Origin of the sequence: Pseudomonas sp. PS01297, assembly GCF_029959305.1 — a bacterium.
Taxonomy (GTDB): Bacteria; Pseudomonadota; Gammaproteobacteria; order Pseudomonadales; family Pseudomonadaceae; genus Aquipseudomonas; species Aquipseudomonas helleri.
This window is the reverse complement of the sequence record NZ_JASCPQ010000077.1, coordinates 1-14,773: the sequence shown is the minus strand read 5'-3', so window position 1 is coordinate 14,773 and position 14,773 is coordinate 1. Positions and strand designations below refer to the sequence as shown.

At 57.4% G+C, this 14,773-nt stretch carries 14 protein-coding genes; 7 read left to right on the top strand and 7 right to left on the bottom strand.

Features of this window, described 5'->3' with window-relative positions; all coding sequences use genetic code 11:
* The first annotated feature begins 30 nt into the window (after positions 1–30).
* Entirely contained in the window at positions 31–753 is a 723-nt protein-coding gene (locus QMX84_RS19835; RefSeq protein ID WP_048371529.1) for a TorF family putative porin, read from the top strand.
* A 259-nt stretch (positions 754–1,012) separates the two neighbouring features.
* Here QMX84_RS19835 and QMX84_RS19830 read toward each other — a convergent pair whose 3' ends face one another.
* Complete coding sequence (locus tag QMX84_RS19830; RefSeq protein WP_282364600.1) at positions 1,013–2,359, bottom strand: DEAD/DEAH box helicase; 1,347 nt, start codon at positions 2,357–2,359, stop codon at positions 1,013–1,015.
* Between the two features lie 191 nt (positions 2,360–2,550).
* On the opposite strand from QMX84_RS19830, the gene QMX84_RS19825 reads away from it, so the two are divergent.
* Positions 2,551–3,834: a mechanosensitive ion channel family protein gene (locus tag QMX84_RS19825; protein ID WP_282364599.1), complete on the top strand. Its 1,284-nt coding sequence runs from the start codon at positions 2,551–2,553 to the stop codon at positions 3,832–3,834.
* Between the two features lie 50 nt (positions 3,835–3,884).
* Here QMX84_RS19825 and QMX84_RS19820 read toward each other — a convergent pair whose 3' ends face one another.
* The 3 genes from QMX84_RS19820 to QMX84_RS19810 form a co-directional block, all read right to left on the bottom strand.
* Positions 3,885–4,448, bottom strand: coding sequence for an alpha/beta hydrolase (locus QMX84_RS19820; RefSeq protein WP_153335080.1), 564 nt, complete (start codon positions 4,446–4,448; stop codon positions 3,885–3,887).
* Positions 4,449–4,538: 90 nt separating this feature from the next.
* On the bottom strand, positions 4,539–5,399 hold the full coding sequence (locus QMX84_RS19815; protein ID WP_282364598.1) for a carboxylate/amino acid/amine transporter: 861 nt from the start codon (positions 5,397–5,399) through the stop codon (positions 4,539–4,541).
* A 228-nt stretch (positions 5,400–5,627) separates the two neighbouring features.
* A complete protein-coding gene (locus QMX84_RS19810; protein WP_282364597.1) occupies positions 5,628–6,227 on the bottom strand; it encodes an FMN-dependent NADH-azoreductase in 600 nt (199 codons plus the stop codon).
* 175 nt (positions 6,228–6,402) lie between these two features.
* Here QMX84_RS19810 and QMX84_RS19805 point away from each other — a divergent pair, with 175 nt between their 5' ends.
* From QMX84_RS19805 to aqpZ, 4 genes are all read left to right on the top strand, one after another.
* The gene (locus QMX84_RS19805; protein WP_048371541.1) at positions 6,403–7,326 is read left to right on the top strand and encodes a LysR family transcriptional regulator; all 924 of its coding nucleotides are present in this window, start codon (positions 6,403–6,405) and stop codon (positions 7,324–7,326) included.
* 170 nt (positions 7,327–7,496) lie between these two features.
* Positions 7,497–8,093: a peptidylprolyl isomerase gene (locus QMX84_RS19800; protein ID WP_262126264.1), complete on the top strand. Its 597-nt coding sequence runs from the start codon at positions 7,497–7,499 to the stop codon at positions 8,091–8,093.
* A gap of 84 nt (positions 8,094–8,177) precedes the next feature.
* Complete coding sequence (locus QMX84_RS19795; RefSeq protein WP_048371545.1) at positions 8,178–10,010, top strand: ABC transporter ATP-binding protein; 1,833 nt, start codon at positions 8,178–8,180, stop codon at positions 10,008–10,010.
* 201 nt (positions 10,011–10,211) lie between these two features.
* Positions 10,212–10,955: an aquaporin Z gene (gene aqpZ / locus QMX84_RS19790; RefSeq protein ID WP_282364596.1), complete on the top strand. Its 744-nt coding sequence runs from the start codon at positions 10,212–10,214 to the stop codon at positions 10,953–10,955.
* An 18-nt stretch (positions 10,956–10,973) separates the two neighbouring features.
* On the opposite strand, the gene QMX84_RS19785 is transcribed toward aqpZ, so the two are convergent.
* On the bottom strand, positions 10,974–12,098 hold the full coding sequence (locus QMX84_RS19785) for a GNAT family N-acetyltransferase (RefSeq protein WP_282364595.1): 1,125 nt from the start codon (positions 12,096–12,098) through the stop codon (positions 10,974–10,976).
* A 323-nt stretch (positions 12,099–12,421) separates the two neighbouring features.
* On the opposite strand from QMX84_RS19785, the gene QMX84_RS19780 reads away from it, so the two are divergent.
* Entirely contained in the window at positions 12,422–13,714 is a 1,293-nt protein-coding gene (locus tag QMX84_RS19780) for a putative porin (protein WP_194289369.1), read from the top strand.
* A gap of 113 nt (positions 13,715–13,827) precedes the next feature.
* On the opposite strand, the gene QMX84_RS19775 is transcribed toward QMX84_RS19780, so the two are convergent.
* Complete coding sequence (locus tag QMX84_RS19775; RefSeq protein ID WP_262126268.1) at positions 13,828–14,061, bottom strand: zf-HC2 domain-containing protein; 234 nt, start codon at positions 14,059–14,061, stop codon at positions 13,828–13,830.
* The gene (locus tag QMX84_RS19770; RefSeq protein WP_262126269.1) at positions 14,055–14,666 is read right to left on the bottom strand and encodes an RNA polymerase sigma factor; all 612 of its coding nucleotides are present in this window, start codon (positions 14,664–14,666) and stop codon (positions 14,055–14,057) included. Before QMX84_RS19770 ends, QMX84_RS19775 begins: the two co-directional genes overlap by 7 nt.
* Between the last annotated feature and the right edge of the window lie 107 nt (positions 14,667–14,773).

Below are 14,773 nucleotides of genomic sequence, written 5' to 3'. Positions count from 1 at the left end.
CACTGCATCCAGTTGTCAAGGGAGTGACCTATGCTCACACGAGCGTTACTGCTCACCGGCACATTGCTGTCCAGCGCGGCTGTCAACGCACAGGTGTTTTCACGCGAGCTGGGCGACTTCGACCTCAGAATGGGCACCCAGCCCAGCCGCAGCATGGCCCAAGGCCTGGTCAAGCCGACCAGCCCGGGTTCTACCTTCCATGGCGGCCTGGACCTCACGCACAACAGCGGCTGGTATGTCGGCCAATGGGCACCGACCATGGGCCTCAAGCCCGGCAGCAACCTGGAAGTCGATTCCTACCTCGGTTACAAACACCCGTTTGACCAGACCCTGAGCTATGAACTGGGGATGATTCATTACAGCTACCCCAAGGTCAGCCCCATGGACAGCCAGCAGTTTTATGCGGGGCTGACAGTGTTGGGTACGCGCTTTGGCGCAGCGTTCAGCAATGACCCGGATCGACGCGACAGCACCGTGTTTGCCGATTTGGGCGCCAATCGCACGCTGGGCGTCGGGGTCAGCCTGAAATACACCACCCACCAACTGGGCACGCCGGTATCCATCGCCGATGGCGGCAGCGTGCGTACGTTCAATGATTGGTCGATCACCTTCTCACGGCCCTGGATGGGCGTGAACCTGAACGTGATCTACAGCGACTCCAGCCTCGACGGCGGTGATTGCTCGGCGTACTCGGGGCAAAACCCGCAATGCGATGGGTTACTGACGTTCAAGGCTGAACGTACGTTTTATTGAGAGAGGGATTACAAAGCCTTCGCGTCTTCGACGCCGCGCTGTCGCGCATCAAACAGACCACTGTAGTCGCTGACGAGGTACGAAGGCTGCGATCGGCCTGCGTGGTTTAACGGAGCCTCTTACGGCTTAGATCAAGATCAAAAACCAGATCAAGATCAAAAGATCGCGAGCAAGCTCGCTCCTACAGGGTCTTATGAGCGAGCTTGCCTCGCGATCTTTTGCTCTTAAAAGACCGAGAGGCAAACCTTATCCGTAAACCTTACTCAGCAGCCGGGGCTTCTGGCTTGCGGCGCTTGAGCGGCGCCATGCCGTCCTTGCTGACCAGCGACAGAGCGTCGGTCTTCGGGCGGTTGGCAATTTTGCGTTTGGTCGGAGCCTTGGCGCCGGTCTTTTTCTTGTCGCCTTTGCCGTCAGTCTTTTTCTTCTTCACGCCCACGGCTTTACCCGAAGCCTTGACCTTTTTCGGCCCGCTGTAGGTGCCTTTGACTTCTTTGATCACGCGGCGCTCGAAGCTTTGCTTCAAGTAGCGCTCGATGCTGGACATGAGGTTCCAGTCACCGTGGCAGATCAGCGAGATCGCCAGACCGTCGTTGCCGGCACGGCCAGTACGGCCAATACGGTGAACGTATTCGTCGCCGCTGCGTGGCATGTCGAAGTTGATCACCAGATCCAGACCTTCAACGTCCAGACCACGGGCAGCCACGTCGGTGGCGACCAGAATTTTCACGCCGCCCTGCTTCAGGCGATCAATGGCCAGCTTGCGGTCTTTTTGGTCTTTCTCACCGTGCAAGACAAACGCCTTGTACTCCTGAGCCACCAGACGGCCGTAGATACGGTCGGCCATGGCGCGGGTGTTGGTGAAGACGATGGCTTTTTGATAAGTCTCGTTGGCCAGCAACCAGTTCACGATTTGTTCTTTGTGCTGGTTGTGGTCAGCGGTGATCACTTGCTGACGCGTGGTAGCGTTCAGCTGGCTGACCTGGTTGAGCTGCAAGTGCTCAGGGTTGTTCAAGACTTTGCCGATCATCTCACGCAGGCCCGAACCACCGGTGGTGGCCGAGAACAACATGGTTTGCTGACGGTTAGGGCATTCGTCAACCAGACGCTGCACGTCTTCGGCGAAGCCCATGTCGAGCATGCGGTCAGCTTCGTCGAGCACCAGCACTTCAACTTCGTTGAGTTGCAGGTTGCCGGCGTTCAGTTGCTCCAGCAAACGGCCTGGCGTGCCGATCAGGATGTCAGGCACTTTGCGCAACATGGCGGCCTGCACCTTGAAGTCTTCACCACCGGTGATCAGGCCGGATTTGATGAACGTGAACTGCGAAAAGCGTTCAACTTCTTTCAAGGTTTGCTGCGCCAACTCGCGGGTCGGCAGCAAAATCAACGCTTTGATGCTGACACGGATTTTGGCTGGGCCAATCAGGCGATTGAGAATCGGCAGAACGAAAGCAGCGGTTTTGCCACTCCCGGTTTGAGCTGTAACCCGCAGGTCACGCCCCTCGAGCGCGAGCGGGATGGCCGCTGCTTGCACAGGCGTAGGCTCGACAAATTTAAGCTCGGCCACAGCTTTAAGCAGGCGTTCGTGCAGGGCGAAATCGGAAAACACGGGTGCTACCTCGAAGAAATGCGAAAAATCAGCGGCATAGAGTAACGGTTTCGAGCGCTCAGGCCGAGTTTCTTTGCACCAACGGCGCGAAACAAATGCTTTTTTAGGGTCTTTAGTCCAAAGACAGCCCCTAAATCGTCTTGAGATGGTCTAATCCCATGGCCATTTCTTTTGGGATAACGCTTTAACTTATGGATACTCAAACACTCTGGAGCGAATTTGAACGCCTTTGGGCCAACCTGGATAACTATCCTTGGCTGTCGTCCGTTCTGGGACTGATCGTATTGGTGAGCGTCGCCCTGCTCGCCGGTCACATTGCCCGCATCATTATCTTGCGTGTTACCAAAATGCTCGCGCGCCAGCCAGCCCTGCACTGGGTCAGCGATTTGCGCGAACACAAAGTGTTCCATCGCGTGGCGCAAATGACGCCGTCACTGATGATCCAGTTTGGCCGCAATTTGGTCCCCGACCTGAGCGACAACGGTCGCCAATTCCTCGGCAACCTGGCCCTGGCCATCACCATCTTTGTGTTGACGCGGGTCATCACCGCCCTGCTCGATGCCTTGCTCGACATCTACGCTCGCACCAACTACGCCAAGACCCGGCCCATCAAGGGCTATATCCAGCTGGGCAAGATGCTGCTGTATGTGTTCTCCGCGATCATCATTGTCGCCACCCTGATCGACCGCTCGCCGATGCTGTTGCTCTCGGGTCTGGGCGCCATGTCTGCGGTTATTTTGTTGGTCTACAAAGACACCCTGTTGTCTTTTGTCGCCAGCGTTCAGTTGACCAGCAACGACCTGCTGCGTGTGGGCGACTGGATCGAAATGCCGCAAGTGGGTGCCGACGGCGATGTCATGGACATCACGCTGCACACCGTCAAAGTGCAGAACTTCGACAAGACCATCGTCTCCATCCCGACCTGGCGCCTGATGTCCGAGTCGTTTAAAAACTGGCGCGGCATGCAGCAATCCGGCGGTCGACGGATCAAGCGCAGCCTGTTTATTGATGCCGCAGGCGTCGGGTTTCTGACCGACGAGCAGGAGCAGCGCCTGGAGCAAGTGCGCTTGCTGAGCGACTATCTGGCACGCAAAAAAGCCGAACTCAAGAGCTGGAACGAAGCCCAGGGCAACGTCGCGGCGTTGTCAGCCAACCGTCGGCGCATGACCAACATAGGTACCTTCCGCGCCTACGCACTGGCCTACCTGCGAAGCCACGCGATGATCCAACCCAACATGACCTGCATGGTGCGACAGATGCAAGCCACGCCCCAGGGCGTGCCACTTGAAATCTACTGCTTCACCCGCACCACGGTGTGGGACGAGTACGAGCAAATCCAGGGCGATATTTTCGACTATTTGTTGTCGGTCTTGCCGGAGTTTGGCTTGAGCGTGTATCAACAGCCAAGTGGCAATGACTTGCGTCAGGGGCTGATGAACAAGATCAACCCGCCGCACGTAGCAGCTGAAGACTGAGTCACGGGTAAGTCGCCGCAGCCAGTGATGGCTGCGGCGACGTGGCAGCGTTAGCTGTGTTTGAACTGCGGATCACCGCTCAGTTCGAATAACAACTTGATGCCTTCGGGCCAGTCACCCAGGCCACTCTCATGATTGATGTGCCTGGCTTGCTGCAACCACACTAATTCACTGCCCCACGCCTCGCTGAAGGCTGTCGCGCGCTCGACGCTGACATAGGGATCATCCGTGCTGGCCACGGTTATCGAGTCAAAGGGCAGTTTCCCCAAGTGCATGGGTGAAAACCCTGACGTGCCTTGCGGATAACTCGGCGCTTCGGTGTCGCTGGGGGCTACCAGCAGCGCGCCGCGAACCCGGTTTTTGGCATCAGCGGGGTACTGCTGCGACCACGCCGCAATCAGGTTGCACGCCAGACTGTGCCCCACCAACACCACCGGTCGCTGGCTGGAAGTGACTTTGTCGTGTAATCGCTGAACCCAGTCAGCGCACACCGGCGTGTTCCAATCGTCTTGCTTGACCCGTTTCAGACCGCTGTAGTTCTTCTCCCAGCGCGTTTGCCAGTGATCTTCCCCCGAATTATTCAGGCCCGGCAAGATCAACACTTTGACTGTCATTCCCACTCCCCTTTAAGGCGTTAGATAGGGTCTGTTGACGTTTCATTGCGGTCGCGACGAGACGTCAACAGACCTTGGGCCTTAAGGACCTTAGCCCCTGATAGCCTTGCGGTCTAGCCGGCTGATCCACACGGCCAGCAGAATCACCGTGCCGCCTAACATTAACCTGCCCAACGGTTCGTGCTGGTTCCAGATCAGCAGGTTCAGCAGCAAACCCACCGGTACATGCAAGTTGTTCATCACCGCCAGGGTGCCGCCGCTGACCAGGCACGCGCCTTTGTTCCACCAGTACATGCCCAGCGCCGTCGACACCAGGCCCAGAAACAGCAACACGCCCCACTGCAACGGTGCGTCGGGCAAAAAGTGCGCTTTGCCAAACAGCAGGAAAGCCGGCAACACCACAATCAAGGCACCCACATAAAAGAACCCGAAACGCCGGTAGCCCGGTAGCTCACTCGGATAACGCACCACCAGTCGTCGGTACAGCACCTGACCGGCGGCATACGTAAAGTTGGCCAGTTGCAGCAGCAGGAAGCCTTTGAAGAAGTCCGGGCTGATGCTGTCGAACCGAATCACCGCAGCCCCGCCAACGGCCACTAGCGCGGCGACCAGCGCCCACGGATTGAAGCGCCGGTTCAGCGCATCTTCAATCAGGGTGACGTGCAGCGGCGTAAGGATGGTGAACAGCAGCACCTCGGGCACCGTGAGCACACGAAAGCTCAGGTACAGGCAGACGTAGGTGATACCAAACTGCAGGGCGCCAATCAGCAGCATGCCGCGCATGAAGCCGGGTTCGACCTGGCGCCAGCGTGTCAGCGGGATAAAGACCAGACCGGCCAGCACCACACGCACCAGCACGGCGAAGTAACTGTCGACGTGCCCCGCCAGATACTCGCCAATAAGGCTGAAGGAAAACGCCTGAATCAGCGTCACAACTAGCAAATAACCCATAAATCTCTCGCCCGGTATTGAGTGGACGCGACCTTAGCGGTTTTTCGGCATGCTGCGCTATCGGCCCGTAAACCGCAGGCAAAAAAAACCCGATCCAGCGCAAGGCTGATCGGGCGATAGCACTCAAAGAAAGTGCCAAGGGAGGTTCGATGCGCGAACCGCTTGCTTGAAGGAGCAGTGGAACGAATTAAGCCATGCAACGATTATCTGTTGATTAACAGACCCGGCTCAGGCCACATCTGAAAGCCTGGCTTTGGCTTGGTTCAACCCTTTTTCCTGGAAGTCGCCGCCCAGATTCATGCCCTCGGCATGGATAAAGGTCACGTCATGGATGCCCACAAAGGCCAGTACCTGGCGCAGGTACGGTTCTTGGTGGTCTGCGGTGCTACCCGCATATATCCCGCCGCGCGCAGTGAGCACGTATGCTTTTTTCCCGGTGAGCAAACCCTGGGGGCCGGTGTCGGTGTATTTGAAAGTCAGGCCGGCGCGCAACACATGGTCCAGCCAGGCTTTGAGGGTGCTGGGGATCGCGAAGTTGTACATCGGCGCCGCCAGTACCAGCACGTCTGCCGCCAGCAACTCATCGGTCAGCTCATTGGAGCGCTGCAAGGAAGCCTGTTCAGCGGCATTACGCTGCGCTTCAGGCTTCATCCAGCCGCCCAGCAAATCGGCGTCCAGATGCGGCACCGGGTTCACAGCCACATCGCGAATGGTCAGGCGATCAGCCGGATGAAGGGTTTTCCAGTGACTGATGAACTGCTGTGTCAGCTCGCGGGAAAAGGAATCCTGTTGGCGAGCGCTGCTTTCGATGATCAGAACATTAGACATGGGCGGTAGGCTCCATCTGTGAATGCTGTAAGGCGATGGAGTGAATCCTAGAGGGCATTTCATTGATGAAAAAGCGTAAATATCTGCTACAACCTATCTATAAATTTGTTTATTAATGAGTACCCTGTACAACAGGCTGCGGCCACACAACGACTCGTTACCAAAGGAATACAACGTGAAAGCGCCCCGCGTGACCCTTGACCAATGGCGCACGCTGCAAGCGGTGGTCGACCACGGTGGCTTTGCGCAAGCTGCTGAGGTGCTGCATCGCTCGCAGTCGTCTGTCAGTTACACCGTCGCTCGCATGCAAGACCAGCTCGGCGTGCCGCTGTTGCGCATCGACGGGCGCAAAGCAGTGCTCACCGAAGCCGGCGGCGTTTTGCTACGACGCTCGCGCCAGCTGGTCAAACAAGCCAGCCAACTTGAAGACCTCGCCCACCACATGGAGCAAGGCTGGGAAGCCGAAGTGCGGCTGGTGGTTGACGCCGCCTACCCGAATGCACGGCTGGTGCGCGCCTTGACCGCTTTTATGCCGCAGAGCCGTGGCTGTCGTGTGCGGCTGCGCGAAGAAGTCCTGTCGGGCGTCGAAGAGGTTTTGCTGGAAGGCGTGGCCGACCTGGCCATCAGCAGTTTCAATATTCCCGGCTACCTGGGCACAGAACTGAGCACCGTCGAATTCATTGCCGTGGCCCATCCCGATCACGCCCTGCATCGCATGCAACGGGTGCTGCACTTCCAGGACCTTGAAAGCCAGTTGCAAGTGGTGATTCGCGACTCGGGCCGCCAGCAACCCCGCGACGTAGGCTGGCTGGGCTCTGAGCAACGCTGGACAGTCGGTAGCCTGGCCACGGCCGCCGCCTTTGTGGGCAGCGGCCTGGGCTTTGCCTGGCTGCCCCGACACATGATCGAGCGCGAGCTTAAAGAAGGCGTGCTCAAAGCGTTGCCACTGGATCAAGGCGGTGACCGCCACCCGGTGTTCTACCTGTACGCCAACAAAGACAAACCGCTGGGCCCGGCGACACAAATACTGGTGGAGTTGTTGCGCACCTTTGATACCGCCCCCCTGGACGCAGCCTTTGCTGCCCCTGAACAGGCATAAAACAAAGATTGCAGCCATGACAGCGGTGGGCAGGAACATAGATCCCGAATATCCTGTCCAAGCTTCGCGGCTGGCCATTCATCAGTGCCAACCTCATCCCGTCATCTATTCAACACACAGCGCGTGCGTTCTCTGACGCTGCTGCTTTCACTTTTCAGGACTTTTGACTTATGTTGAAAAAAATTGCTTTTGCTGCCAGCGCCCTGCTCTTCGCCGCCAACCTGATGGCTGCGACGCCTGCGGCAAACAAAAACGCGCAAACCCCACCTGCTCAAAAAGCCCCTCACGTGCTGCTGGACACCAGTTTCGGTCCGATTGAAATCGAACTGGACCCGGTAAAAGCACCGATCAGCAGCAAAAACTTTTTGAATTATGTCGATAGCGGCTTTTACAACAACACCATTTTCCACCGCGTGATCCCGGGCTTTATGGCTCAGGGCGGCGGGTTCACTGGGCAGATGGTGCAGAAAACAACCCGCGACCCGATCAAGAACGAAGCCAGCAACGGCCTGCATAACGTGCGCGGCACCTTGTCGATGGCACGCACCTCCAACCCGGACTCCGCGACCAGCCAGTTCTTTATCAACGTGGTCGACAACGCGATGCTCGATCCGGGCCGTGATGCCGGTTATGCCGTGTTTGCCAAAGTCGTAAAAGGCATGGATGTGGTGGACAACATCGTCAACACGCAGACCACCAGCAAATCCGGCATGCGCGATGTGCCGATTGACCCTATCTACATCAAGTCTGCCAAACGCATCGACTAATCGCTTCGATTGCTGCGGGGAGCTTGACCGGCCCAGGCCGGTCACACCACTAAAGGAGAGCCCGCTCAGCGGGCGTCAGTGACCATGCTTTATCGTCGTTTTGAACAACTGATCGATATTTTTCGCGAAGCTCCCAGCGCCACACCGCCCAACACCGTTTGGGCGTTTTACATCTATTACCTGCGCCAGGTCTGGCCACTGTTTGCCGCCTTGCTGGTGGTCGGGCTGGTCGCCGCCTTGATTGAAGTCTCGCTGTTCAGCTACTTGAGCACCCTGATCGATCTGGCCCAGGGCACGCCCAATACTGAGTTTTTCAGCATTCACAGTGGTGAGCTGATCTGGATGGCAGTGGTTGCGCTGATCATTCGCCCGGTATTTTTCGGCCTGCATGATCTGCTCGTGCACCAGACTCTGAGCCCGAGCATGACCAGCATGATCCGCTGGCAAAACCACAACTATGTGCTCAAACAAAGCCTCAACTTTTTCCAGAACGACTTCGCCGGGCGCATTGCCCAGCGCATCATGCAAACCGGCAACTCGCTGCGTGACTCTGCGGTGCAGGCCGTCGATGCGTTGTGGCACGTGCTGATCTACGCCATCAGTTCGCTGGTGCTGTTTGCCGAAGCGGACTGGCGGCTGATGATCCCGCTGCTGACCTGGATCGTGCTCTACATCGGCGCGTTGTATTACTTCGTCCCACGGGTCAAGGAACGCTCGGTGGTGTCTTCGGATGCGCGCTCTAAATTGATGGGCCGGATCGTTGACGGTTACACCAACATCACCACCCTCAAGCTCTTTGCCCACACCAATTACGAGCAGCAGTACGCCCGCGAAGCGATCATCGAACAAACCGAAAAAACCCAACTGGCAAGCCGCGTCGTGACTAGCATGGACGTGACCATCACCTCCATGAACGGCCTGCTGATTGTCAGCACCAGCGGCCTTGCGCTGTGGTTGTGGAGCCAGTCACTGATCAGCGTGGGCGCCATTGCGCTGGCCACTGGCCTGGTGATTCGTATCGTCAACATGTCTGGCTGGATCATGTGGGTGGTCAACGGCATTTTTGAAAACATCGGCATGGTCCAGGACGGTCTCCAAACCATTGCGCAACCCGTTACGGTCAAGGACAAGGACAACGCGCCACGCCTGAAGGTCGATCGCGGTGAAGTGCGTTTTGAACACGTGGACTTTCACTACGGCAAACAGAGCGGGATCATTAGCGACCTGAACTTGGTGATTAAACCCGGCGAAAAAATCGGCTTGATCGGACCGTCCGGGGCGGGCAAATCGACCCTGGTAAACCTGCTTTTGCGCCTGTATGACCTGCAAGGCGGGAAAATTCTGATAGACGGTCAGAATATCGCCGAAGTGACGCAAGAAAGCCTGCGCGAACAGATAGGAATGATCACTCAGGACACGTCTTTGCTGCACCGTTCGATCCGCGACAACTTGCTGTATGGCAAGCCGGACGCCACCGACGATGAACTCTGGGCAGCCGTGCGAAAAGCCCGTGCCGATGAGTTTATTCCTGCCCTTTCCGATGCTCAGGGGCGTACCGGTTTTGACGCCCATGTGGGCGAGCGCGGGGTCAAATTGTCGGGTGGTCAGCGCCAGCGCATCGCTATAGCACGGGTGTTGCTGAAGAATGCGCCGATCCTGATCATGGACGAAGCGACCTCGGCGCTGGACTCCGAAGTCGAAGCCGCGATCCAGGAAAGTCTCGAAACCTTGATGCAAGGTAAAACCGTGATTGCCATCGCTCACCGGCTTTCGACCATCGCACGTATGGACCGTTTGGTCGTCCTCGAAAAAGGTCAGATTGCCGAGTCCGGCACCCACGCCGAACTGCTCGCACATGGCGGTTTGTATGCCCGTCTGTGGCAACACCAAACGGGTGGATTTGTCGGCCTCGACTGATCCAAAAAAACACAACCTGTAAAGCCCGCGCAACACATCGCCAGAGCCCGTCGTTAAAGGGCTCTGGCGTTTTTTTTGAGGTCTGGAAAATCCCCGGTCGCCTGCTGTAATGACGTAAAGATTCAGATGAATCTTGTCGTCAATTGCAGGATGCACAATCGTGTTTTTTGATCGATAGAGTTATCTATCCTGGATCCTTAAATGAACTTGCTCAAACGTTCGGCAACGGAGTTGGTGGGTACTTTCTGGCTGGTACTTGGCGGTTGTGGCAGCGCGGTGCTGGCAGCCGCTTTTCCCAATGTGGGGATCGGCCTGCTCGGTGTTGCCCTGGCCTTTGGCTTGACCGTGCTGACCATGGCGTTCGCCATCGGGCACATCTCGGGCTGCCACCTCAACCCGGCAGTGTCATTTGGGTTGTGGGTGGGTGGCCGTTTTCCTGCCAAAGAGTTGCCCGCCTACATCATTGCCCAAGTACTGGGCGGGATGATTGCGGCAGCCCTGTTGTACTTCATTGCCAGCGGCAAGCCCGGCTTTGATCTGGCCGCCAGTGGCCTTGCCGCCAACGGTTATGGCGAGCACTCGCCCGGCGGTTATTCAATGATCTCGGGACTGGTGTGCGAAGTGGTCATGAGTGCAATGTTTATCCTGATCATCATGGGCGCCACTGACAAACGGGTCCCGCCAGGCCTGGCACCGATTGCCATTGGCCTGGCCTTGACCCTGATTCACCTGATCTCCATCCCGGTGACCAATACCTCGGTCAACCCCGCGCGCAGCACCGGCCCGGCGTTGATAGTGGGCGGCTGGGCCCTTGAGCAGTTGTGGATGTTCTGGTTGGCGCCATTGATCGGTGCGACCATCGGTGCCCTGACATACCGCTGGCTGGGGTCTGTTGATGTGTCATTGCAGACGAGCCAGCCGCCGTTGGCCAGCGAACACGTTTAACCGCAAAACCGGCGAGAATCAGGCCTGCCGGTATGGCAGCGCCGTTCTCGCCTCTTCGGCATAGGCCAGCACGCCCTCTCGCTCACGCGCCAGAAAATCACTGACGGCAGCTTTCAAGCCCTGATGGCGCAGGTAATGCCAAGAGTGCGTAATCACCGGTTCAAAGCCGCGTATCAGTTTGTGCTCGCCCTGAGCGCCGGCATCAAACCGCTGGATGCCGTGAGCGATGGCGTAATCCATGCCCTGGTAAAAACAGGTTTCGAAATGCAAACGGTCGAACTCGGCCAAACAACCCCAGTAACGACCATACAAGCTGCCGCCCCCGATCAGGCTAAAAGCCATGGCCACCGGGGTTGAGCCTTGTTTGGCCAGCACCACGCGAATCGCTTCGGGCATGCGCTCGGCCAGCAAGCTGAAAAAGTCACGGGTCAGGTACGGCGTCTGGCGTCGCACCGCGTAGGTGTTGGCGTAGCAGGCGTAGACAAAATCCCACTGCACCTCAGTCACTTGCTGGCCCTCCAGCCATTCAAACTCGAACCCCTGCCCCGCCACTTGCTCGCGCTCTTTGCGCATTTGCTTGCGCTTGCGCGAACTCAGAACGTCGAGAAAATCCTGAAAATCGCGGTACTCGCGGTTTTGCCAATGGAACTGACAGCCCAACCGTTGCAACCAGCCAGGCTGTTGCGCCAACGCGGTATCCGCCAGCGCATCGGTGAAGTTGATGTGCGCGCTGGACAGCCCTTCGATCTCCAGATAACCGGGCAATGCGGCCAATAATTCGAAACCGTCTTCAGGTCGTGCGGCCAGCAATCGCGGGCCGCTCACCGGGCTGAAAGGCACTGCGGTCAGCAGTTTGGGGTAGTACTCGATCCCGGCCCGCTCACAGGCGTTCGCCCATTCGTGATCGAACACGTACTCGCCGTAGGAATGCCATTTTCGGTAACTGGGCAATGCCGCCAGCACACGATCGTTTTCAACGTGCAGCAGGTGTTCAGACTGCCAGCCGGAATGCGGGCCCAGGCTGCCACTGTCCTCCAGCGCACTGAGGAACCCATGGCGAAGGAACGGTTGCGCCACCGGCACCAGCGCATCCCATTGCTCGGCCGAGATGGCGGACAGGCTGTCCAGACGTTGTAACGGCATTCAAAAGCCCCGGGCTATTGCTTTAGAACGGCGATGTTAGCACCCGCTTATGACACTGCGCCTTTTACATTTCAACACAATGGCTGGATCCCTTAGAAACCCACGCCTGTAGATGAGTCGATTCAGCTCGAGAGTGCGTTGTCACAGAGTTGCTATCACTGTGCCACTTTTCTGTCATATCCAATCGTGATACTGGCGCCGCTTCTTAGAAGTCGGGGTTATGAGTGAGCGCTTATCAACCCACGTAAACATCAAATTAGCGAGCCCATAAGGGCCGAGTGTTTTTGGGGTGGCAACGTCCATCTCACTACTGGGAGATTCATATGCGTCTTGTTTCTACACGGATTGCGGCGGGACTGTGTGGCGGGCTGGTATTAGGCATGAGTGTTCCAGCAAGCGCTGGCGTTGATGCAAAACTACTGGAAATGCTCAAGGCAAACGGCTCTATTTCTGCGGCGCAGTACGCCGAACTGCAAACCGAGTTGACCAGCGAGAAACAAGCTCAACAAGAAGCCGCTGCGGACCAGGTTAAAAAATCTGACCTCAGCGCTTTCGAACAAAAAGTGGCCTGGGCTGCCAAAACCGAATTCAAGGGCGATGTTCGGGTCCGTCAGGAAACCGTCAAAATTGATGGCGAATCCGATGGCAAAAACCGTGACCGCCAACGTATTCGTGCTCGCCTGGGTGCTTACACCGAAATCAACCCACAAGTGAACACCGGCATCCGTATCGCCACCGGCGGCAGCGACGACGCACGCTCCACCAACCAGGACCTGGACAACTACTTCGACAAGAAGCAGCTGTGGCTGGACATGGCTTACGTTGACTATCACCCGACAGCGATCAAAAACCTGCACCTGGTGGGCGGCAAGATGCCACAACAGTGGGTCAGCATGGGCGACGTGATCTGGGATAGCGACATCAACCCTGAAGGTGTGTCTGCCTCCTACAAAACCAACCTGGGCAGCAGCGGCGTCGAAGTGTTCGGCAGCACCGGCTACTACACCCTCAAAGACAACGTGAACGGCGATGGCGTGCAGTTCAAAAATGACTTGAGCATGTATGCCGGCCAGCTGGGTGCACGTTTCGCACCGACCGACAGCCTGAAAGTGACCCTGGGTGGTAGCGTTTACGGCTTCCACAACGACGAAGACAGCCGCTGCCCAACCACCGGCACCAAAACCACGCCGTGCGCCCTGGCCGTTAACGGCAACAGCACCAGCGAGTTCCGTCTGTGGGAAGGTTTCGGTCAGGTCGACATCGCCAACCTGCCGGTTCCGCTATCGCTGTACGGCCAATACGTGCACAACTCCGAGACCGACAGCGATCAGGACGACGCCTGGTTGGTGGGTTTCAAGAGCAAGCTCAACGCCTTCAGCCTGGACTACAACTACCGCGACATTCAGCGTAACGCCGTGGTCGGCGCCTTCACTGACTCTGACTTCGCCAACGGCACCACCGGTTCTCGCGGTCACAAGTTCAAAGTGGGTTACGAAATCGACAAGAACTTTGGTGTCGGCGTGACGTACTTCCTGACCAAGGCTGACTACGCAACCTCCACCCAGAAAGATGCCAGCACCAACACGCTGCAACTGGACGTAGAAGCCAAGTTCTAAACCGTTTCACGCAACAAACACGCCGCTGAATTCTTTCAGCGGTGTGTGTTTACCCGCAGTGCGTGAATGCCGTCGGTCCCCATCACATCCCCGACGGCATTCGCGTTTGCGCCCTACTGCTGACGCGATTGTTCGCTCAGCATCCGCTCAACCGTCGCGTCCAGGTCATTGGGCAGCGGTTCGGGCAGCGCCTTCAACGTGGCACTCATCAAGCGCATTTGCCGGATAAAACGCCGACAATTGGGGCAAAACAGCAAATGATGGCGCATCTGCAAACGTTCACGAACACTCAACTGCCGGTCCATGTGGTCACTTGATCGCGCAACGTATTGCTTGCAGCTCAACATTCGCCGGTCTCCTCGAAATGCTCCACGGTCGCAAAAACTTTAAGCCGGGCACGATGCACCAGCACTCGGGCATTAGAGAGCGATATGTCGAGAAGATTACAAATCTGCTCCAACTCCAGCCCCTGGCGTTCACGCAATAGCAGCACCGAGCTTTGCAGTTGCGGCAGGCTGAGCAGCGTGCGCTCAAGGCATTCACGCAACTCTTGTTCCGTGAGCAGCGCTTCCGGGGTGTCCTGGTGCCAGGCATAAGGCGCCAATAACCAGTGGCCATCGCTGGCAAAGCGCTCATCATCAACCGTACCGTGGGGTGACGGCAGGTCGTCGAGCAAGACTTCGCGACGATTGTGTTTAAGGCGGGTTTTGGCGGCGTTGGCGGTGATGGTTAGCAGCCAGGTCTTGAGGGTGGAACGGCCTTCGAACCCCCGCAGGTTGCGCACCACTGATAACCAGGCGTCCTGAACGACTTCATCGGCATGCCGACTGCCGACAATCGCATAGGCCACAGCAAGCATGGCCCCTTGATAGGTACTGACCAGTTGCCGAAAAGCCTGTTGCTCACCGGCGAGCAGGCGCTGGAGTATTTCAGAGTCGTCAGCAGCAGCCATTAACGCTCCCGGGGCAGAATCGACCACCCTAGTGGGAGCGGGCTTGCTCGCGATGCAAACAACGCGGTGCTCAAGACAAACCGAGCTGCCTGAATCGCGAGCAAGCC